The following is a 19,676-nucleotide window of genomic DNA, read 5'->3' on the forward strand; positions in this document are numbered from 1 at the left end:
CAAACAGTGTGCCAGCGTGTTGCACGACTGGCTATCGGCGAACGACCAGATACAAACCGACCGCCATCATGATGCCAGCCGGCCAGTAAGCCAACTGGTTCAGCGGCCCCCCGGCAGCAAGGACGGCGCCACCCGCCAGGTGAGCCGTGCCGAGCAGGCGCAGGAACCAGTCGTCCCGGCGTCGATGCCATGCTGGAGGCGGATCGTTGGCATGGGGCTGGGACAGGCGTTCGAGCAGGTCACGCGTCATGTTGGCCAGGTGCGGGATCTGTTCGATCTGGCTCTGCACGTTGCCAAACAGGGCTTTGGGGCTGACGCGCTCACGCATCCAGCGTTCGAGGAAGGGCTGCGCGGTGTTCCACAAGTCGAGGTCCGGGTACAGCTGGCGGCCCAGGCCTTCGATGTTCAACAGGGTTTTTTGCAGCAGGACCAACTGCGGCTGCACTTCCATGTTGAAGCGCCGCGCGGTCTGGAACAGGCGCATCAGCACCTGACCGAAGGAAATATCCTTTAACGGTTTTTCGAAGATCGGCTCGCACACGGTACGGATCGCCGCTTCGAATTCGTTGAGTTTGGTTTCTGCCGGCACCCAGCCCGAATCGATGTGCAATTGCGCCACGCGGCGGTAATCGCGCTTGAAGAAGGCGAACAGGTTGCGCGCCAGGTAATCCTGGTCTTCCGGGGTCAGGCTGCCGACGATGCCGCAGTCGATGGCAATGTACTGCGGGCTCCACGGATTCACGGTGCTGACGAAAATGTTGCCGGGGTGCATGTCGGCGTGGAAGAAGCTGTCGCGGAACACCTGGGTGAAGAAAATCTCCACGCCACGCTCGGCGAGCATTTTCATGTCGGTGCGCTGGTCGGCCAGGGTCGCCAGATCAGTGACCTGGATGCCGTAGATGCGCTCCATCACCAGCACTTTCGGCCGGCACCAGTCCCAGTAGACTTGCGGCACGTACAGCAGCGGCGAGCCGTCGAAGTTACGCTTCAACTGGCTGGCGTTGGCCGCCTCGCGCAACAGGTCGAGCTCGTCGTAGATGGTTTTTTCGTAATCGCTGACCACGTCCACCGGATGCAGCAGGCGCGCATCGGCAGACACTCTTTCGGCAGCGCGCGCGAGAATGAACAGCCACGCCAGATCCTGCTTGATGACCGGTTTGAGGCCGGGGCGGATCACCTTGACCACCACTTCTTCGCCGGTTTTCAGTTGCGCGGCATGCACCTGCGCCACCGAGGCCGAGGCCAGCGGTTCAACGTCGAAACGGCTGAACACGTCGCTGATTTTCTTGCCCAGTTGCTCTTCGATCAGCCTCACCGACACCTGCGAATCGAACGGCGGCACCCGGTCCTGCAGCTTCATCAGTTCATCGGCGATGTCTTCCGGCAACAGGTCGCGGCGAGTGGACAGGATCTGCCCGAACTTGATGAAGATCGGCCCCAGGTCCAGCAACGCCAGGCGCAGGCGCGCGCCACGGCTCAGGTCCAGCGGCTTGCGCGGGAACCAGCGCCACGGCAAGGCATAGCGCAGCGCCATCAGAAACCAGGGCAGTGGCAGATCGAACAGCAGGTCATCGAGGCGGTAGCGGATCACGACGCGCTGGATGCGCAACAGACGGCGGACGGCAAGCAGCTTCATGCGTTATCGCTTGGGTCGAGGGATCGGGAAAGGCGCTCGAAACGCGCCTCGAGACGTTCCAGATCGAGCTTGATCTGGTCCAGTTCACTGAATCGGGCTTCGGCTTCGCGCTGACCGACCAGGGTGCGCGACTCTTCGGCCAGGTATTCGCCCAGGTTCTGGCCCAGGCTGGCAAAGCCTTGCTGATACCAGCGGGCGCGGCTGCGCAGGTGACCGCCGACCAGTTGCGTGGCCACCGGCCCCAGCCAGCGCGAGAGTTCGTACTCCCAGTCCAGCTCAAGGTCCTGGAGGATCGCCGCCAGTTCCAGCAGCACGCCGCTGTCACCGTCGAGTTCGACTTCAGGGCTGTGCAGGATCGCGGTCTTGTCCTTGCTCATGGCCAGCTTCAACAGGCTCGAAGCCGGTGCACGCAGGGTGCAGTCGGCGCCGGTTTCCCACTGGGAGGCGAGCATCAGGCCTTCGTCGCTGGGCAGGATGAACAGTTGCAGCGCCGGGCTGCGGCAGTCGACGGCAATCACCTTGCCGGTCAGATGCGCCAGCCGCGGCAGCGCCGTGCTGTCGAGACGCAGCACCCGGTTGAGGCCGAGCTCAACGCTGGCGAGCAGGCCGGCGAGCAGCATCAGGGCTTGATGCCGCGGTGCAGGGCAACGATGCCTGCGGTCATGTTGTGATAGGTCACGCGGTCGAAACCGGCCTCGACCATCATCGACTTCAGGGTTTCCTGATTCGGGTGCATGCGGATCGATTCGGCCAGGTAGCGATAGCTTTCCGAGTCGTTGGTGATCAGCTTGCCCATCAGCGGCATGAAGGCGAACGAGTAGGCGTCGTAGGCCTTGGACATCAGCGCGTTGGTCGGCTTGGAGAACTCCAGCACCAGCAGACGGCCGCCAGGCTTGAGCACGCGCAGCATCGAGCGCAGGGCATCTTCCTTGTGGGTTACGTTGCGCAGGCCGAAGGCGATGGTCACGCAGTCAAAATGGTTGTCAGGGAACGGCAGTTTTTCCGCATCGGCCTGGACGAATTCGACGTTGCCGGCCACACCGAGGTCCAGCAGGCGGTCACGACCGACCTTGAGCATGGATTCGTTGATGTCGGCCAACACGACCTGGCCGGTCGGGCCTACCAGGTGCGAGAACTTCCTGGTCAGGTCGCCGGTGCCACCAGCGATGTCGAGTACGCGATTGCCGGCACGAACGCCCGACAGTTCGATCGCGAAACGCTTCCACAGACGGTGCATGCCGCCCGACAGAAGGTCGTTCATCAGGTCGTACTTGGCGGCTACGGAGTGGAAAACCTCAGCGACTTTTTCCGCTTTCTGGCTTTCCGGAACGTTTTTGAAGCCGAAGTGAGTGGTGGGTTCGGCATCGCTGCCTTTGCGCTGATCAGTCATATCGCTGTCACCAAAAGAGAATGCGCGACATTCTAATCCCCAAGGGATGCTTTGTCTTGGCAAGGCTGAAGGTAAGATGGTTCAACCTCGGGGCGTTTTGCCGCAGCAGCGGTCAGGATGCACCGAATGAGCATCCATAAAGCAGGAGTCATTTGATGGCCAGTATTAGTGTTGAACGTGCCCATGGCCTGGGTAAGGAAGCGGCGCGCGAGAAGGCCGACAAGCTGGCGCAGAAACTTTCCGACCAGTATGGCCTGCAGCCGCAGTGGTCCGGCGACACCCTGAACCTCAAACGCTCGGGTGTGAAGGGCGCGGTGCATGTCGCCGAGGACTCGATTCGCGTCGACGTGGAGCTGGGCCTGATGATGTCGGCCATGAGCAGCATGATCAAGGCGGAAATCGAAAAGGCCCTCGACAAGGCCCTGGCCTGATTTCCGATTGAAATCGCATCCCTTGTGGGAGCGAGCCTGCTCGCGAAGACGGCCTGTCAGTCGACAACGATGTTGAATGACACATCGCCTTCGCGAGCAGGCTCGCTCCCACATTTGTTTTGTGGTGTCTCTGCGGTTTATGTCAGTTGTTAGGGTGCCGTTTCTAATTTTTCTCCCTACTTTGTGCCAGAGCCCGACACTTGTCCGGGCAGTTCCTCAAACCTTCTGCGCGTGAGGTGCACCATGGCCAAAGTTATTTTGAAGAAAAAAACCGACGCATCGACCAGTACGCTGAGCGACGTCAAAAGCTATGCCCGCAAGATCTGGCTGGCAGGCCTGGGTGCCTACACCAAGGTCGGCCAAGAGGGCAGCGAGTACTTTCAAGAGCTGGTCAAAGCAGGTCAGGTTGTTGAAAAGAAAGGTAAAAAGGTAGTCGCTGAAAAGCTTGAAGCGGCCAATGCCGAAATCGATGAAGCCAAGAGTGAAGTCAGCACTTTCAAAGGCAAGGTCGAAGTTCAACTCGACAGGGTCGAGAAGGCGTTCGATACGCGTGTCGCAAGTACCTTGAATCGTATCGGCATTCCGTCTAAACATGACGTTGAGGCACTCTCTGCTAAGCTCGATGAGCTGACGGCATTGCTCGAAAGCGTCGCGCGTAAATCTTAAGGAGAACGGGATGGCTGTTAAAAAGAAAACCGAAAAAGAAGGCAGCTCGTGGATCGGGAAGGTTGAAGATTACTCCCGAAAAATCTGGCTGGCTGGTTTAGGCGTGTACTCGAAGATCGACACTGACGGCAGCAAACTCTTCGATGCATTGGTCAAGGACGGCGAGAAAGCCGAGAAGCTCACCAAGAGCGCTGTTGGCAAGACTGTCGACGCCGCCAAGGACTCCGCTTCTTCGGCCAAGTCGCGCATCAGCGGCGTGAAAGATCGCGCACTGGGCAAGTGGGATGAGCTGGAAGGCGCTTTTGACAAGCGTCTGAACAGCGCCATTTCGCGTCTGGGCGTACCGAGCCGCAACGAAGTCAAGGCACTGCACAGCAAGGTCGATACCCTGACCAAGCAAATCGAAAAGCTGACCGGTGCCAAGGTTGCGCCTGTTGCGGCGAAAACCGCGGCGGCCAAACCTGCTGCCAAGACTGCCGCCGCCAAGCCGGCAGCCAAGACTGCTGCCAAGCCACTGGCAAAAGCGGCAGCCAAGCCTGCGGCTAAAACCGCTGCTGCCAAACCTGCAGCGGCCAAGCCTGCAGCCAAGCCGGTCGCCGCAAAAGCCGCCGCCAAACCAGCGGCTAAACCGGCAGCCAATCCAGCAGCAAAAACTGCTGCGGCTAAGCCAGCGGCCAAACCCGCTGCGGCGAAAAAACCTGCAGTGAAAAAGCCGGCAGCTCCAAAAGCCGCCGCGCCAAAACCAGCAGTGGCAGCTGCCAAGCCGGCAACGCCAGCCGCTCCAGCCGCTCCGGTCAGCGCATCGAACTCCGCTGCCGCGCCAACCCCTGCTGTCACCCCGACTGCCGCGCCAGCTCCATCGACGCCAACCAGTCAGTCCTGATTTTCAGGGCTCAAGAAAACGCCCGGCCTTTGAAGGTCGGGCGTTTTTGTTTGTGCGCAATTCGAGAGCACCACTGACCCACCCTGTAGGAGCGAGCTTGCTCGCGATGGTATTGCAGGCGCTGTGCAGCGTCGGCTGTACCTTTTTCGCGAGCAAGCTCGCTCCTACAGGGTGGGTTGGTTGTGGTCAGGGTTATTCGTGTTCCTTGAGGTACTCCATCGCCATCTGCTCGGTCGCTGCCTTGATCGGTGCCAGCAGGTGTGGCGCGACCAGCATCATGATCTGGTAAACCACCAATCGCACCTCGCCCTGGCGATCGAGAATCCGCTGGTAATCCAGTGAGAACAGCAGGGTCATGGTGATCTGCTCCACCAATTGCCCCAGTGCCTGGGTATCGCTGACCAGCAGCCCTTGCGCCTGCAAACGTGCCAGCAACGACGCCAGTGTGCGTTTGAGCGCATTGAGCAGATTGCGGATGCCCTTGGCCAGTTTCGGCAGGCGCCCGGCGAGGTTCGACAGGTCCTGGAAGAGAAATCGGTAGTGGGACAGGCGTTCGACGATCAGGTGCAGGAACAGCCAGTAGTCATCAGGCGCCAGTTCGACATCGGCCGGCGGATCGAGCAACGGGGCGAGCTCGCCCTGAAAACGCTCGAACAGCCCGAGAATCAGCGGTTCCTTGCCGTGGAAGTGGTAGTAGAGGTTGCCCGGGCTGATGCCCATTTCGTTGGCAACTTCCATGGTGGAGACATTCGGTTCGCCCTTTTGATTGAACAACTGCAGGGCACATTCGAGGATCCGGTCGCGGGTTTTCATCCAGTCTTCTTAATGTTCGTGCCAAGCCAACCTCCAGTCCTGTAGGAGCGAGCATGCTCGCGATGGTCGTTAACGATTACGCGGGCTACCTGATTACCCGCGGCGTCTGGATATCCATCGCGAGCATGCTCGCTCCTACCGGGTCGGAGACTGACTGCGGCCTTTTTTAGGTTCAGCGCACACGTACGTAGGTACCGGGTGCTGCCTCCATCGGTGGATAGTTCTGATTGCCGAGCGCCATGTGGGTTTCCTTCTGCGCGCCGGAGCGTTCCTGAATCCAGCTCAGCCATTGGGTCCACCAACTGCCGTCGACATGTCTGGCGTCGTAGTACCAGGCGCGGGGGTCACTGCTCAGCTTGCCGTTTTCGACGTAGTTGGCTTTCGGGTTGCCTGGCGGGTTGAGGATGCTTTGCACATGACCGCTGTTGGACAGCACGAAGCGCCGCTCGCCACCAAGCAACAGCGTCGAGCGATACACCGCATCCCACGGCGTGATGTGATCGTTGATACCGGCGACGCTGAAGCTGTCGACAGTGACCTTCTGCAAATCGATCGGAGTACCGCACACTTCCAGGCCGCCCGGGTGGGTTAGCGGGTTGTGCTTGAAGAAGTCCAGCAGGTCGCCGTGCAGGGCCGCAGGCAAGCGCGTGCTGTCGTTGTTCCAGTAGAGGATGTCGAACGCAGGCGGCTCCTTGCCCAACAGGTAGTTGTTGACGAAGTAGCTCCAGATCAAATCGTTGGGGCGCATCCAGGCGAAGACCTTGGCCATGTCGCGGCCGTCCAGCACACCTTTCTGATAGGAGCGGCGCTTGGCCGCCTCCAGAGTCTGCTCGTCGGCGAACAGCGTGGCGGGGCTGTCCAGTTGGCTGTCGAGCAGGCTCACCAGATACGTCGCACTGGACACCCTGCGCAGTTGCCGTTTGGCCTGCAAGTGGCCTTGCAATGCGGCAATGGTCAACCCGCCGGCGCAGGCGCCCATCAGGTTGACCTCGCGTGCGCCGGTGATCGCCCGGCAGACATTCATGGCCTCTTCCACGGCTTCCACGTAGGTCGAGAGCCCCCATTCACGGTGACGCACATCAGGATTGCGCCAGCTGATCATGAAGGTTTGCAGGCCGTTTTTCAGCGCGTACTGGACGAAGCTGTTGTGGGGGCTCAGGTCGAAAATGTAGTACTTGTTGATTTGTGGCGGCACCACCAACAGGGGTTTGGAGTACTGTTTTTCGCTCATCGGCTTGTACTGGATCAACTCCAGCAGTTCGTTGCGAAACACCACGGCACCGGTGGTGGTGGCGACTGTCTTGCCGACCTCGAACGCTTGCTTGGTGACTTGCCGGGGCAGGCCATCGTTGTGCAACAGATCGTCCACCAGGTGGCTGATGCCACGCACCAGGCTGTTACCGCCGGAATTGAAGATCTCCTTGACCGCCAATGGATTGAGCAGGGTGTTGGAGGGCGATACGGCATCGTTGAGCAAGGCGAAAGCGAAGTGGGCGCGGGCGCGGTCGTCCGGGCTCATGTCGCTCTCGTCGATCCAGCTTTTGACCTGCTTCTGCCAGCTCAGGTAGGCCTGCAGGCTGCGCCGATAAAACGGGTTGAGGCTCCACGCCGGATCAGCGAAGCGAGTGTCCTGCGGGTTGGTCGGGTGCAGGGTTTCGCCCAGCAGCACACGACCAAGCTGGCCGCCGAGTTTGAGGGCATGCCGGGCACTGTGCACCGGATTGCGCAAGCCATGGGCGGCCACACTGCGCAGGGTCGATAACAGGTCCCGACCGCGCAGGCCGGTAATCGCACTCTGTGCATTGATGAACGCGGCGGGAGTCGGTAAGGAATCCCTCGCTGGTTTCTCGCGCATGAGTCAACACTCCTTCGTCTTCAGGCCAAAAACAAACACACTGAACCAGAACACCATAGACGCTGTAACGGGTTGTTGCGCGGCGTGGCGTCCTGCCGGCCGCTGGTGCAGCGCTTTAGCTGCCCAATGGCGCCGGACGCGGATGCATCACCGCGCGCTGGCGCTCCTCTTCCAGGAATTTCATGATGATCGGGGCTACCGCTTCGGCCCGGGTAATCAGGAACAAATGCCCGTCATCGATGATGTGCAACTGGGCGTTGGGAATCCGCCAGGCCAGTAAGCGCATGTTGACCAACGGGATCAGTGGGTCATCGTCGCCGGCCAGTACCAGGGTCGGCTGGCGGATCTTGTGCAGCCAGTGAATGCTTGTCCAGCCGAAGCCGGCGAACAGCTGCCAGTAGTAACCGAGCTTGCCCGCCGAACGCACCTTGGCCGCATGGCTGGCGGCCAGCGTCGGATCGCGACGGAACGAGCCACCATAGATCATCGGCGCAATGCGGATCACGTGGGACGGCTGGATGTAACGTCGCGGGCTGGCCATCATCCACAACACTTTCGGCTTGCCCGGCACCATCACCGCGCCCGCTGCCGTTGCCGCCAGCACGAGTTTCTTGCAGCGCTCGGGATAGTCGTAAGCGAACTGTTGAGCCAGGGCGCCACCCCAGGACACGCCGATGACGTTGACCTGCCCGTAGTCGAGATAATCGAGCATCCGCGCCGTGAGCTTGGCCAGCCCCGGAAAACGATACGGCCGGTTCGGTGTCGACGAACCACCGACGCCGGGTACGTCGAAAGCGATGACTTCCAGGTCCGGGTCCAGCGCCGCGATGAACGGGAACACCAGCTCCAGGTTGGCGCCAATGCCGTTGAAAATCAGCAGGGGCGTCAAGTGAGGCTTGCCGGGGCGTACCGCCGTGCGGAGCGTCTGGCCATCCAGCTCGACGGTACGGAAAATGAAGGGTTGCGGCATGCTTCGGGCCCTGTGGGTCGCAATTCCAAGTTCATCCCCAATCCCTTGTGGGAGCGAGCCTGCTCGCGAAAGCAATCGACCATTCAACATCGACGTCGACTGAGCCGACGCCTTCGCGAGCAGGCTCGCTCCCACAGGAGAGTGGGGCGAGGTGTGTCAGTTACCGCTCATGTACGTAAGTGCCCGGTGCGGCTTCCCCTTCCGGGTAGGCCTTGTTGCCCAGTTTTGTCGGTGCTTTTTTCAGGTTGCCCGAACGCTGTGCCTGCCATGCCTGCCAGTGCAGCCACCAGGAGTCGGCGTGCTTGGTCGACTCTTCCTGCCAGTCATCGGCATCGGCAGGCATTTGGGTGCTGGTCATGTAACGCGATTTCGGATTGCCTGGCGGGTTCAGAATGCTCTGGATGTGCCCGCTGCTGGACAGCACGAATTCAACATTGCCGCCGAACAGTTGCGCCGACTTGTAGCAGGAGCGCCACGGCGTGATGTGGTCGCTGGTGCCGGCCAGCGAGAAGATGTCGGCGGTAACCTTCTTCAGGTCGATCGGCGTGCCGCACACTTCCAGTGCATCGGCACGGGTCAGCGGGTTACTTTTGAACATCTCGATCAGGTCGCCGTGGAACGCCGCAGGCAAGCGGGTGGTGTCGTTGTTCCAGAACAGAATGTCGAAGACCGGCGGTTCGTTGCCCAACAGGTAGTTGTTGACCCAGTAGTTCCAGATCAGGTCGTTGGGGCGCATCCAGGCGAAGACCTTGGCCATGTCGCGGCCTTCCAGCACGCCGGCCTGGTACGACTGGCGCTTGGCGGCCTCAAGGGTCTGCTCGTCGACGAACAGGGCCACGTCGCTGTCCAGGGTGGTGTCGAGCACGCTGACCAGCAAGGTCAGGGCGTTGACCTTGTTCTCGCCGATTGCCGCGTAGTGGCCCAGCAGTGCGGTGCAGGTAATGCCGCCGGAGCAGGCACCGAGCATGTTCACGTCTTTGCTGCCGGTAATGGCGGTGACCACGTCAACCGCTTCCTTGAGCGCTTCGATGTAGGTCGACAAGCCCCACTCGCGCTGCTCCTTGGTCGGGTTGCGCCAGCTGACGATGAAGGTCTGCACGTTGTTGCGCAGGCAGAACCGCGCCAGGCTTTTTTCCGGGCTCAGGTCGAAAACGTAGAATTTGTTGATCTGCGGCGGTACCACCAGCAGTGGGCGTTCATGCACCTGCTCGGTGATCGGCTTGTACTGGATCAGCTCCAGCACGTCGTTGCGAAAGACCACCGCGCCCTCGGTAACGCCAAGGGTCTTGCCGACCTCGAATGCGCCCATGTTGACCTGGCTCGGCATGCCGCCGTTGTGCACCAGGTCCTTGGCCAGATGCGAGAGGCCATCGAGCAGGCTTTTACCACCAGTTTCGAAGAAGCGTTTGACCGCCGCCGGGTTGGCCGCCGTGTTGGTCGGGGCAAAGGCTTCAGTCATGAGGTTGATCACGAAGTGCCCGCGGCTGACGTCCTTGGCCGGCAGGCTGCTGTCGTCGATCCAGTCGTGGAGTTCCTTGCGCCACGCAAGGTAGGTTTGCAGATAACGTTTGTAGAGCGGGTTCTGGCTCCAGGCTGGATCCGCGAAGCGCCGGTCATCGCTGGTCGGTTGCAGTTCGGATTTGCCGAGCAGCACGTTCTTGAGTTCAAGGCCGAAATGCGCAACATGCCTGGCGCTGTGAATCGGTTGTTTGATGGCCTGCCTGAGCACCATGCGAGCAGAAGCCAGTAGATCCTTTCCACGCAGTCCAACGACAGGATTCAGCCCCAAGGTGTTTTCCGAGGCTTGATTCTTCAAGTCATCGTTATTCTTGTTACTCATCTACGACGCTCCATTGTCCTGAGACGAGTACCGGGTCCTGCTGTGTAGTCACACAGCCAATGCCAGGTACTACTGCTCGGGGGTGACCGTTAATACTGCATCGCTGCTTTTTGAATGCAGAGAGCACTGCAGGGAACTTGCCAGTTCCATTGGTTACCCGACTTTAATTTTTTTCGCAAGCAGGCCAATCGGCGGCCCTGGAACGGAGCATTCAAACAGATGAAATTAGAAAATGCCCTCTAAAGAGCAAGAGGCTCAGGCTAGAGCATCAGCTTGACGACGGATTCGTTCGGATCGCGGGTTTTTCCAGCCGCTTTCAGTTCGGCCAGGTAATCATCCCAGAGTGCGTCATAACGTCGCGCCAGTTCGTAGAGGTATTCCCAGGTAAACAGACCACTGTCGTGACCATCATCGAAAGTCAGTTTCAGTGCGTACTGACCGGCCGGTTCTACCTTGGTCAGGCCTACGTTGATCTTGCCAAATTGCAGGATGGGTTTGCCGTGGCCCTGGACCTCGGCGGAAGGAGAGTGCACGCGCAGGAATTCGGCGGGCAGGGTGTATTCCTCGCCGGACGCGTATTTCAGCGACAGGGTTTTCGAGGCTTTGTGCAGTTTGATGTCGGTGGGGATCATGACCGGATGTCCGTCTTGTGCGGAACCTTGTGGGAGCGAGCCTGCTCGCGAAAGCAGTGCATCAGCCGAAGTTGATAGCAACTGACACTACGCCTTCGCGAGCAGGCTCGCTCCCACAGTTCCGCTACATCTGTAAGAGTTGCTTACAGGATATAACGGGAAAGGTCTTCGTTCTGCGCCAATTCGCCCAGGTGGCTGTTGACGTAGTCGGCGTCGATCTGGATCACCTTGTCGTCATGGGCGCTGGCCAGGTCGCCGGCGCTGAACGACACCTCTTCGAGCAGGCGCTCGAGCAAGGTGTGCAGACGACGGGCACCGATGTTTTCGGTTTTCTCGTTGACCTGCCAGGCAATTTCCGCGATGCGCTTGATGCCGCTCGGCTGGAACTCGATGCCCAGGCCTTCGGTTTTCAGCAGCGCGCAATATTGCTCGGTGAGCGAGGCGTGCGGTTCGCTGAGGATGCGTTCGAAGTCTTCTGGCGAAAGAGCCTTGAGTTCGACGCGAATCGGCAGGCGCCCCTGCAGTTCCGGCACCAGATCGCTCGGCTTGCTCAAGTGGAACGCACCGGAAGCAATGAACAGGATGTGGTCGGTCTTGACCATGCCCAGCTTGGTGTTGACGGTGCAGCCCTCGATCAGCGGCAGCAAATCGCGCTGCACGCCTTCGCGGGAAACATCGACGCCGCCGGTATTGCCACGCTTGGCGACCTTGTCGATTTCGTCGATGAACACGATGCCGTGCTGCTCGACCGCTTCCAGGGCCTTGGCCTTCAACTCTTCATCGTTGACCAGACGGCTGGCTTCTTCGTCGCGCACCAGCTTGAGCGCTTCCTTGACCTTGAGCTTGCGGCTCTTGCGCTTGCCCTTGCCCATGTTGGCGAACAGGCTTTGCAGCTGGTTGGTCATTTCTTCCATACCCGGTGGCGCGGAGATATCGACGCCGGCCATTTCGGCGACTTCGATTTCGATCTCCTTGTCGTCCAGCTGACCTTCGCGCAGGCGCTTGCGGAACAGCTGGCGGGTGTTGGAATCCTGGGTCGGGGCATCGTCGCTGCTGAAGCCCATGCGTGCCGGTGGCAGCAGGGCGTCGAGGATGCGCTCTTCAGCAGCGTCTTCGGCGCGATGGCGTACCTTGACGATTTCCTGTTCGCGCAGCAGCTTGATCGCGGCATCGGCCAGATCACGAATGATCGATTCGACGTCGCGGCCGACATAGCCGACTTCAGTGAACTTGGTTGCTTCGACCTTGATGAACGGTGCGTTGGCCAGTTTTGCCAGGCGACGGGCGATCTCGGTTTTACCGACACCGGTCGGGCCGATCATCAGGATATTCTTTGGCGTTACTTCAACACGCAGCTCTTCAGGCAGCTGCATGCGGCGCCAGCGGTTGCGCAGGGCAATGGCGACGGCGCGCTTGGCATCGTCCTGGCCGATGATGTGGCGGTTGAGTTCGTGGACGATTTCACGGGGAGTCATGGGCATGATATTCAGTGGACCTCAAGCAAGAATGGGCCGTGGTGCGGTGGCTGCACGGGCTTACTCGGCGCAGTCCTGCTCCTCAATGGTCTGGGTGTGGTTGGTGAATACACAGATGTCGCCGGCGATACCGAGGGCGGTTTCGACGATTTCCCGGGCCGACAGGTCGGTTTTTTTCAGCAGTGCGCTGGCGGCGGCCTGGGCGTAGGCGCCACCGGAGCCCATGGCGATCAGACCGTCTTCCGGTTCGACCACGTCGCCGTTGCCGGTGATGATCAGGGAGGCGTCCTTGTTGGCGACCGCGAGCATGGCTTCAAGGCGGCTCAGGGAACGGTCGGTGCGCCATTCCTTGGCAAGTTCGACGGCGGCGCGAACCAGGTGGCCCTGGTGTTTTTCCAGCTGGCCTTCGAAACGTTCGAAGAGGGTAAAGGCGTCCGCGGTGGCGCCGGCAAACCCGGCGATGACCTGGCCGTGGTACAGGCGACGAACTTTTTTCGCGTTGCCTTTCATCACGGTATTGCCGAGGGAAACCTGGCCGTCGCCGCCCATGACGACTTTGCCGTGGCGGCGAACTGAAACGATGGTGGTCAAGGGAAGAGTCTCCACGCAGCAGGGCGAAAATGCCTTATGCCGATACATATGGGGGTGGTGGAAAGGATTTCAACTGTGAGCGGCGGCGGGGGACGAGCGGTGTTCTTGTGTATGGAGGCAGTGCTGACGCCTTCGCGAGCAGGGCTCGCTCCCACAGGGGCCGAATAAACCCTGTGGGAGCGAGCCTGCTCGCGAAGAACGATGACGCGGTGGTCCTGACGGGCTCAGCGGCTCTGGCGTTGTTGTAACAACAGATTACTGAAGCCGGCGCCGGCCAGTTGTTTCTGAGCGGTGGTCAGTTGTTCGCGGTTGCTGAACGGTCCGACCAGAACTCGATACCAGGTCTCGTCCTTCACTGTGCCGGACTCGACCGAAACAGCCTGGCCCAACAGGATGATCTGCGCTCGAACCTTGTCCGCATCAGCCTCCTTGCGGAACGAACCGGCCTGCAGGAAGAACTTGGTCACCGGCGCCGCCTTGACCGGAGGCGCTGGTGGCGGCGTGATCCCGGCCAGGGCGGCCTGGGCGCGAGCCGTGTCGATTTTCGCCGCTTCGGCCGGGGTGACCGGCGTTGTCGGGATGGCTGGCACTTGCGGCGTCGGCAGGGTTTTTTCCGGCACGGCATCCGGCGGCACGATGACTTCCGATTCCGGCAGCAAGGTGTAGAAGTCGTACTTCGGCTTCACAGGCTGTGTCGGGCTCGGCGGGGTCTTGTTGGCCTCGGCGATCTTGGTGGCTTTCTGCTGTTGCTGTTGCTCGACCTTTTCACGCTTGACCGTGTCGCCGCCCTTGCCCGGTTCCAGCTTCATCAGGAACACGATGAACGCGCCGACCGTCAGGCCGATGGCCATCCACAGCCAGCCCGGGATCGGTTGTTTTGCAGGAGCTTGGTAACGGCTGGCGCCACGCTTGGGTGCAGGTTTTTTCTTGGCAGCCAACTTACATACGCTCCAGAGTTTCCAGGCCCAAGAGTTCCAGGCCTTGCTTGAGGGTGCGTCCGGTCAGCGCGGCGAGGCGCAGGCGGCTCTGCATTTGTGCCGGGGTATCGGCGGCGAGAATCGGGCAGTTCTCGTAGAAGCTCGAAAACAGGCCGGCGACGTCGTACAGGTAAGTGCAGAGGATGTGCGGGGTGCCTTTTTCGGACACGTTGTTCAGCACTTCACCGAACTGCGCGAGTTTCGCCGCCAGTTCGTGTTCGTGCGCCGCTTCCAGAACGATCTGGCCTTCGACTTCGCTGAAGTCCTTGCCGAGTTTGCGGAACACACCGGCCACGCGGGTGTAGGCGTACAGCAGGTACGGCGCAGTGTTGCCTTCGAAGTTGAGCATCAGGTCGAAGTTGAAGCTGTAGTCGCTGGTGCGGTGCTTGGACAGGTCGGCGTATTTCACTGCGCCGATGCCCACGACCTTGGCGATGTTGCGCAACTCGGCTTCGGCCAGCTCCGGGTTCTTGTCCTTGACCAGGGTGTAGGCACGTTCCTGGGCTTCGGTGAGCAGGTCGATCAGCTTCACGGTGCCGCCATCACGGGTCTTGAACGGACGGCCGTCAGCACCGTTCATGGTGCCGAAGCCCATGTGTTCCATTTCCATCGGATGGGTCACGAACCCGGCCTTGCGTGCCACGGCGAACACTTGCTGGAAGTGCAGGGCCTGACGCTGGTCAACGAAGTACAGCGCGCGATCGGCCTTGAGCGTGCCGCTGCGGTAGCGCACGGCCGCCAGGTCGGTGGTGGCGTATAGATAGCCGCCGTCAGCCTTGACGATGATCACCGGCAGCGGGTCGCCGTCGGCGTTCTTGAATTCGTCGAGGAACACGCACTGGGCGCCGTTGCTTTCGACCAGCATGCCGGCGGCCTTGAGGTCGTTGACCACGTTGATCAGGTCGTCGTTGTAGGCACTTTCGCCCATCACGTCGGCCATGGTCAGCTTGACGTTGAGCAGTTCGTAGATCTTCTGGCAGTGCGACAGCGAGATGTCCTTGAACTTGGTCCATAGCGCCAGACAATCGGCATCGCCGGCCTGCAGCTTGACCACGAGGCCACGGGCGCGGTCGGCGAACTCTTCGGATTCGTCGAAGCGTTGCTTGGCGGCGCGGTAGAAGTTTTCCAGGTCCGACAGTTCGTCGCTGGTGATCGGGTTTTCCTGCAGGTAAGCCATCAGCATGCCGAACTGGGTGCCCCAGTCGCCGACGTGGTTCTGACGGATCACGGTGTCGCCGAGGAACTCCAGCACACGCGCCACGCCGTCGCCGATGATGGTCGAGCGCAGGTGGCCGACGTGCATCTCTTTGGCCAGGTTCGGAGCCGACAGGTCGACCACGGTGCGCTGTACCGGGCCGGCCTTGCGCACGCCGATGTTGGCGTCGGCCAGGGCGGCGTCCAGGCGTGCGGCCAGGGCGTCGGTGTTCTGGAAGAAGTTCAGGAAGCCAGGGCCGGCGATTTCGGTCTTGGAGACGTTTTCGTCAGCCGGCAGCGCGGCAATGATTTTTTCCGCCAGGTCGCGGGGCTTCATGCCGGCCGGCTTGGCCAGCATCATGGCGATGTTGCTGGCGAAGTCGCCGTTTTTCTTGTCGCGCGAGTTTTCCACCTGGATCGCCGGCGACAGGCCTTCAGGCAACACACCTTCGTTGACGAGTTGGGTGATGGCTTGTTGGATCAGCTGGCGAATGGTGTCTTTCATGGTCTTCTCTTTCGACCGCAGGCGCGGCGGCGCATCATGCGCTGGTGGAAAAACTGGGCATTATCCGTTGCGAAGTCGGGCTTGCCAACCTTAGCAGGCAGGATGTGGATGTGTGGTGACAAATTGGCCGTCATCGCGAGCAGGCTCGCTCCCACAGGTTTGATGGCAGAGCGCCGAATATTTGTACGCCTCGATCCTTGTGGGAGCGGGCTTGCCCGCGATGGCGGTTTAAAAATCAATACAAATCGACGGGATCGACATCCAGCGACCAACGCACCGCCCGCCCGCTCGGCATCTGTTCCAGCACCAGCAGCCAACTGGCCAGCAACCGATGCAACGGCGCCCGGGCAGTGGCCTGCAAGAGTAGCTGAGCACGGTAACGTCCGGCCCGACGCTCCATCGGTGCCGGTACCGGCCCCAGCAGCTCGATGCCGCTCAGGTTCTGTTCGGTCAGCAAACGCTCGGCCTCGCTGCACGCCTCATCAAGGAAACCTTCGGCCTGCCCTGGCTTATGCGCCTCGGCCCGCAGCAGCGCCAAATGCGCGAACGGCGGAAGACCCGCCGCACGACGTTCGCTCAAGGCTTGCTCGGCAAAGGCGAAGTAGCCCTGCTCAGTCAGTTGCACCAGCAGCGGATGGTCGGCCAGGTGCGTCTGGATAATCACTTTGCCTGGCTCTTCGGCACGGCCTGCGCGGCCGGCGACCTGGACGATCAGCTGTGCCATGCGCTCGCTGGCGCGGAAGTCGCCGGAGAACAGGCCGCCGTCGGCGTCGAGGATCGACACCAGCGTCACCCGTGGAAAGTGGTGGCCTTTGGCAAGCATTTGCGTGCCGATCAGGATGCACGGCTGACCTTTTTGAATGGTTGCGAACAGCTGGTTCATCGCATCCTTGCGCGATGTGCTGTCGCGGTCGACCCGCAGCACCGGATAGTCCGGAAACAGGATCGCCAGGCGCTCCTCGGCCCGTTCGGTACCGGCGCCAACCGGGCGCAGATCGACTTTGTTGCACTTCGGGCACTGGCGCGGCACGCGTTCAACATAACCGCAATGGTGGCAGCGCAACTCACCGTAACGCTGATGCACGGTCATCCGCGCATCGCAGCGCTGGCACTCGGACATCCAGCCGCAGTCATGGCACAACAGGGTCGGGGCGAAACCGCGGCGGTTGAGGAATACCAGGACCTGTTGCCCGGCGGCCAGGGTCTGGCCGATGGCTTGTTGCATCGGCCCGGAAATGCCGCTGTCCAGCGGGCGGCTTTTGACATCCAGACGCAGGAAGCGCGGCTGCTTGGCACCGCCAGCGCGCTCGTTCAGGCGCAGGAGTCCGTAGCGACCGGTGTAGGCGTTGTGCAGGCTTTCCAGCGAAGGTGTGGCGGAGCCGAGGACGATCGGGATGCGTTCCTGTCGCGCCCGCACCAGTGCGAGATCGCGGGCGTGGTAGCGCAAACCTTCCTGCTGTTTATAGGAGCCGTCGTGCTCTTCGTCGATGATGATCAGGCCGGGGTTCTTCATTGGCGTGAACAGGGCCGAGCGGGTGCCGATAATGATGTCGGCCTCACCGTCCCGTGCGGCCAGCCAGGCATCGAGGCGTTCGCGGTCATTCACCGCCGAATGGATCAGCGCGATGCGGGCATTGAAACGTTGTTCGAAGCGCGCCAGGGTCTGCGGGCCCAGGTTGATTTCCGGGATCAGCACCAGTGCCTGCTTGCCGGCCTCCAGCGTTTCGCGGATCAGCTGCAGATAGACTTCGGTCTTGCCGCTGCCGGTGACGCCGGCCAGCAGAAATGCGTGATAACTGTCGAAGCCGGCGCGGATCGCCTCATAGGCGGCGCGCTGCTCCGGATTCAGCGGGAGTTCCGGCTGCGCCAGCCAGTGTTCGTGGCGGGCGCCCGGAGCGTGGCGGCGGATCTCGACTTGCACCAGCTCCTTGGCCAGCAGCAAATCCAGGCTGTCCTTGCTCAGCATCAGCTTGCTCAGCAATTGATGGGCGACGCCGTGGGGATGCTGGGCGAGTGTGGCCAGGGCTTCGCGCTGACGCGGGGCGCGGGCGATGCGCGGATCATCGAGGCTGGCGCCCGGTGCGGCGGACCAGAAACGTTCCTGGCGCGCTTCGGCCAGCTCGCCCTGGCGCAGCAGCACCGGCAGCGCCCAGCTCAAGGTGTCGCCGAGGCTGTGCTGGTAATACTGGGAGGTCCACAGGCACAGCTTGAACAGCGCGGGCGGCAGCGGTGGGGTAGCGTCGAGCAGGGCCAGGGCCGGCTTGAGTTTCTCGGCCGGCACTTCGCTGGTGTTGGTGACTTCCACCAGGATTCCGATCATCTCGCGCCGGCCGAACGGTACCCGCAGGCGCATGCCTGGGTGCAGCTGGCTGCGCAGGACACCGGCCGGAGCGCGGTAGTCGAACAGGCGGCGCAGTGGCGAAGGCAGGGCGAGGCGCAGAATGGCGTCGGGCACGCGGGGGATCTCGATAAACAAAGAAGGGTGATGCATGACCTGTGGGAGCGAGCCTGCTCGCGAAGACGGAGTATCAGTCAGCATTCATTGTCTGACACACCGCTTTCGCGAGCAGGCTCGCTCCCACATTGGAGTGTGCTCAAGGGGCGGGAGCCTAGCAGACGGTCGGTAGAAGCGACAGCTTGCGTGATCAGGATTGTCTGGTAGAATCCGCGGCCTAATTACGTGCGGTATTCAACAATAGTGTTGGGTGGCGGCACGCTAGCCTGAGGAAGACACCATGAAAGCTGATATCCATCCAGAATACCCAGCAGTTGCTGTTACCTGCAGCTGCGGCAACAAGTTCGAAACCCGTTCGACCTTCGGCAAAGCCCTGGCGATCGACGTTTGCAACGAATGCCACCCGTTCTACACCGGCAAGCAGAAGACTCTGGACACCGGTGGTCGCGTACAGAAGTTCGCCGACCGTTTCGGTGCTTTCGGCGCGAAAAAGGCCTAAGGCCGATCAACTTGGAGAGCCGCTACGGTTTTTCCATGCTGATGAAGAAGGCGTCCCTTGCGGGCGCCTTTTTTATGTCTGCGATTTGGCTGTCTGGCGCCCAGGCCTTTTGCCCGGCGCCAGGCGGCCTGACGCCCGTTGCGGTGCAGCGGGTGGTGGACGGCGACACCCTGCGCCTGAGCGATGGCCGCAATGTGCGCATGATCGGCTTGAACACGCCGGAGCTGGGCAAAAAGGGCCGTTCCGACGAACCGTTCGCCGTGGCCGCGCGCAAACGTCTCGAAGCCTTGGTGACGGCGAGCGACGGGCGGGTCGGGTTGGTGCCTGGCAAAGAAGGCAAGGACCATTACGGCCGCACCCTGGCTCATGTCTACGGTGCAGACGGCGTCAACCTGGAAGCGCAAATGCTCGCTGAAGGCCTGGGCTTCCAGGTGGCGGTGGCACCAAATGTCGATCTGGTCGACTGTCAGCAAGCCGCAGAGCGCAACGCTCGTCAGGCCGGGCTCGGTGTCTGGCGCCAGTCACCTGTACTGAAAGCGGAGCAGATCAGCGCTTCCGGTTTTGCCGTGCTCAGCGGTCGCGTGAGCAAGGTGCAGCGCAATCGCGGCGGGGTTTGGATCGAGTTGCAGGACTCGGTTGTATTGCGCATTGCACCCAATCTGCTGGAGCGTTTCGATGTGAATTCGCTGGAAAGCCTCAAAGGCAAGCAGGTCGAGGCGCGTGGCTGGGTGCTGGATCGCTCGCGCAAAGGCGGTCTCAAGGAGGGCCAGGCTCGCTGGATGCTGCCCTTGACCGACCCGGCCATGCTTCAAGCGGAACAGTAATAAAAAATTGTAGACATTTTTTCTGCCGATTGTGAACAGT

18 protein-coding genes are annotated in these 19,676 nt (G+C 61.1%); 5 read left to right on the forward strand and 13 right to left on the reverse strand.

Translation table 11 applies throughout. From position 1 onward, the window contains the following. Positions 1 to 31: 31 nt before the first annotated feature. The 3 genes from ubiB to ubiE are packed head-to-tail and all read right to left on the reverse strand — an operon-like array spanning position 32 to position 3,026. Positions 32 to 1,636, reverse strand: coding sequence for a ubiquinone biosynthesis regulatory protein kinase UbiB (ubiB, locus tag ACEN8E_RS01340; RefSeq protein WP_495591126.1), 1,605 nt, complete (start codon positions 1,634 to 1,636; stop codon positions 32 to 34). Continuing rightward, positions 1,633 to 2,256, reverse strand: coding sequence for a ubiquinone biosynthesis accessory factor UbiJ (locus ACEN8E_RS01345; RefSeq protein WP_429366442.1), 624 nt, complete (start codon positions 2,254 to 2,256; stop codon positions 1,633 to 1,635). Before ACEN8E_RS01345 ends, ubiB begins: the two co-directional genes overlap by 4 nt. Continuing rightward, entirely contained in the window at positions 2,256 to 3,026 is a 771-nt protein-coding gene (gene ubiE / locus ACEN8E_RS01350) for a bifunctional demethylmenaquinone methyltransferase/2-methoxy-6-polyprenyl-1,4-benzoquinol methylase UbiE (protein ID WP_007975568.1), read from the reverse strand. The genes ACEN8E_RS01345 and ubiE overlap by 1 nt, the downstream gene beginning before the upstream one ends. Before the next feature lie 155 nt (positions 3,027 to 3,181). Between ubiE and ACEN8E_RS01355 the strand changes: the two genes are divergently transcribed. The 3 genes from ACEN8E_RS01355 (at position 3,182) to ACEN8E_RS01365 (ending at position 5,006) form a co-directional block, all read left to right on the forward strand. Next, on the forward strand, positions 3,182 to 3,457 hold the full coding sequence (locus tag ACEN8E_RS01355) for a polyhydroxyalkanoic acid system family protein (RefSeq protein ID WP_495591127.1): 276 nt from the start codon (positions 3,182 to 3,184) through the stop codon (positions 3,455 to 3,457). Positions 3,458 to 3,700: 243 nt separating this feature from the next. Then, a complete protein-coding gene (locus ACEN8E_RS01360; protein ID WP_495591128.1) occupies positions 3,701 to 4,123 on the forward strand; it encodes a phasin family protein in 423 nt (140 codons plus the stop codon). 10 nt (positions 4,124 to 4,133) lie between these two features. Then, entirely contained in the window at positions 4,134 to 5,006 is an 873-nt protein-coding gene (locus ACEN8E_RS01365) for a phasin family protein (protein WP_495591129.1), read from the forward strand. Positions 5,007 to 5,198: 192 nt separating this feature from the next. On the opposite strand, the gene ACEN8E_RS01370 is transcribed toward ACEN8E_RS01365, so the two are convergent. The 10 genes from ACEN8E_RS01370 to ACEN8E_RS01415 form a co-directional block, all read right to left on the reverse strand. Beyond that, positions 5,199 to 5,819 carry a TetR/AcrR family transcriptional regulator gene (locus ACEN8E_RS01370; RefSeq protein ID WP_495591130.1) on the reverse strand — a complete coding sequence of 207 codons (621 nt, stop codon included), beginning with the start codon at positions 5,817 to 5,819 and terminating at the stop codon, positions 5,199 to 5,201. Between the two features lie 172 nt (positions 5,820 to 5,991). Further along, positions 5,992 to 7,674 carry a class II poly(R)-hydroxyalkanoic acid synthase gene (phaC, locus tag ACEN8E_RS01375; RefSeq protein ID WP_495591131.1) on the reverse strand — a complete coding sequence of 561 codons (1,683 nt, stop codon included), beginning with the start codon at positions 7,672 to 7,674 and terminating at the stop codon, positions 5,992 to 5,994. A 115-nt stretch (positions 7,675 to 7,789) separates the two neighbouring features. Continuing rightward, positions 7,790 to 8,644 (reverse strand): poly(3-hydroxyalkanoate) depolymerase, encoded by an 855-nt coding sequence (gene phaZ / locus ACEN8E_RS01380; RefSeq protein WP_495591132.1) that lies wholly within the window; start codon positions 8,642 to 8,644, stop codon positions 7,790 to 7,792. A 160-nt stretch (positions 8,645 to 8,804) separates the two neighbouring features. Beyond that, positions 8,805 to 10,484 carry a class II poly(R)-hydroxyalkanoic acid synthase gene (gene phaC, locus ACEN8E_RS01385; RefSeq protein ID WP_495591133.1) on the reverse strand — a complete coding sequence of 560 codons (1,680 nt, stop codon included), beginning with the start codon at positions 10,482 to 10,484 and terminating at the stop codon, positions 8,805 to 8,807. Positions 10,485 to 10,744: 260 nt separating this feature from the next. Continuing rightward, positions 10,745 to 11,116 carry a gamma-butyrobetaine hydroxylase family protein gene (locus ACEN8E_RS01390; protein WP_085717310.1) on the reverse strand — a complete coding sequence of 124 codons (372 nt, stop codon included), beginning with the start codon at positions 11,114 to 11,116 and terminating at the stop codon, positions 10,745 to 10,747. 143 nt (positions 11,117 to 11,259) lie between these two features. After that, positions 11,260 to 12,597 carry an ATP-dependent protease ATPase subunit HslU gene (hslU, locus tag ACEN8E_RS01395; protein WP_413428504.1) on the reverse strand — a complete coding sequence of 446 codons (1,338 nt, stop codon included), beginning with the start codon at positions 12,595 to 12,597 and terminating at the stop codon, positions 11,260 to 11,262. 54 nt (positions 12,598 to 12,651) lie between these two features. Then, positions 12,652 to 13,182 carry an ATP-dependent protease subunit HslV gene (hslV, locus tag ACEN8E_RS01400; protein ID WP_007975582.1) on the reverse strand — a complete coding sequence of 177 codons (531 nt, stop codon included), beginning with the start codon at positions 13,180 to 13,182 and terminating at the stop codon, positions 12,652 to 12,654. A 224-nt stretch (positions 13,183 to 13,406) separates the two neighbouring features. Further along, positions 13,407 to 14,120: an SPOR domain-containing protein gene (locus tag ACEN8E_RS01405; protein WP_495591134.1), complete on the reverse strand. Its 714-nt coding sequence runs from the start codon at positions 14,118 to 14,120 to the stop codon at positions 13,407 to 13,409. 1 nt (position 14,121) lies between these two features. Continuing rightward, a complete protein-coding gene (gene argS / locus ACEN8E_RS01410; protein ID WP_495591135.1) occupies positions 14,122 to 15,858 on the reverse strand; it encodes an arginine--tRNA ligase in 1,737 nt (578 codons plus the stop codon). A 235-nt stretch (positions 15,859 to 16,093) separates the two neighbouring features. Further along, complete coding sequence (locus ACEN8E_RS01415) at positions 16,094 to 18,313, reverse strand: primosomal protein N' (protein ID WP_495591136.1); 2,220 nt, start codon at positions 18,311 to 18,313, stop codon at positions 16,094 to 16,096. Positions 18,314 to 18,593: 280 nt separating this feature from the next. Here ACEN8E_RS01415 and rpmE point away from each other — a divergent pair, with 280 nt between their 5' ends. Beyond that, positions 18,594 to 18,812, forward strand: coding sequence for a 50S ribosomal protein L31 (gene rpmE / locus ACEN8E_RS01420; RefSeq protein ID WP_007975586.1), 219 nt, complete (start codon positions 18,594 to 18,596; stop codon positions 18,810 to 18,812). A 35-nt stretch (positions 18,813 to 18,847) separates the two neighbouring features. Next, positions 18,848 to 19,636, forward strand: coding sequence for a thermonuclease family protein (locus ACEN8E_RS01425; RefSeq protein ID WP_495591137.1), 789 nt, complete (start codon positions 18,848 to 18,850; stop codon positions 19,634 to 19,636). Positions 19,637 to 19,676 lie beyond the last annotated feature (40 nt).

The organism is Pseudomonas sp. Pseusp9 (assembly GCF_059491265.1).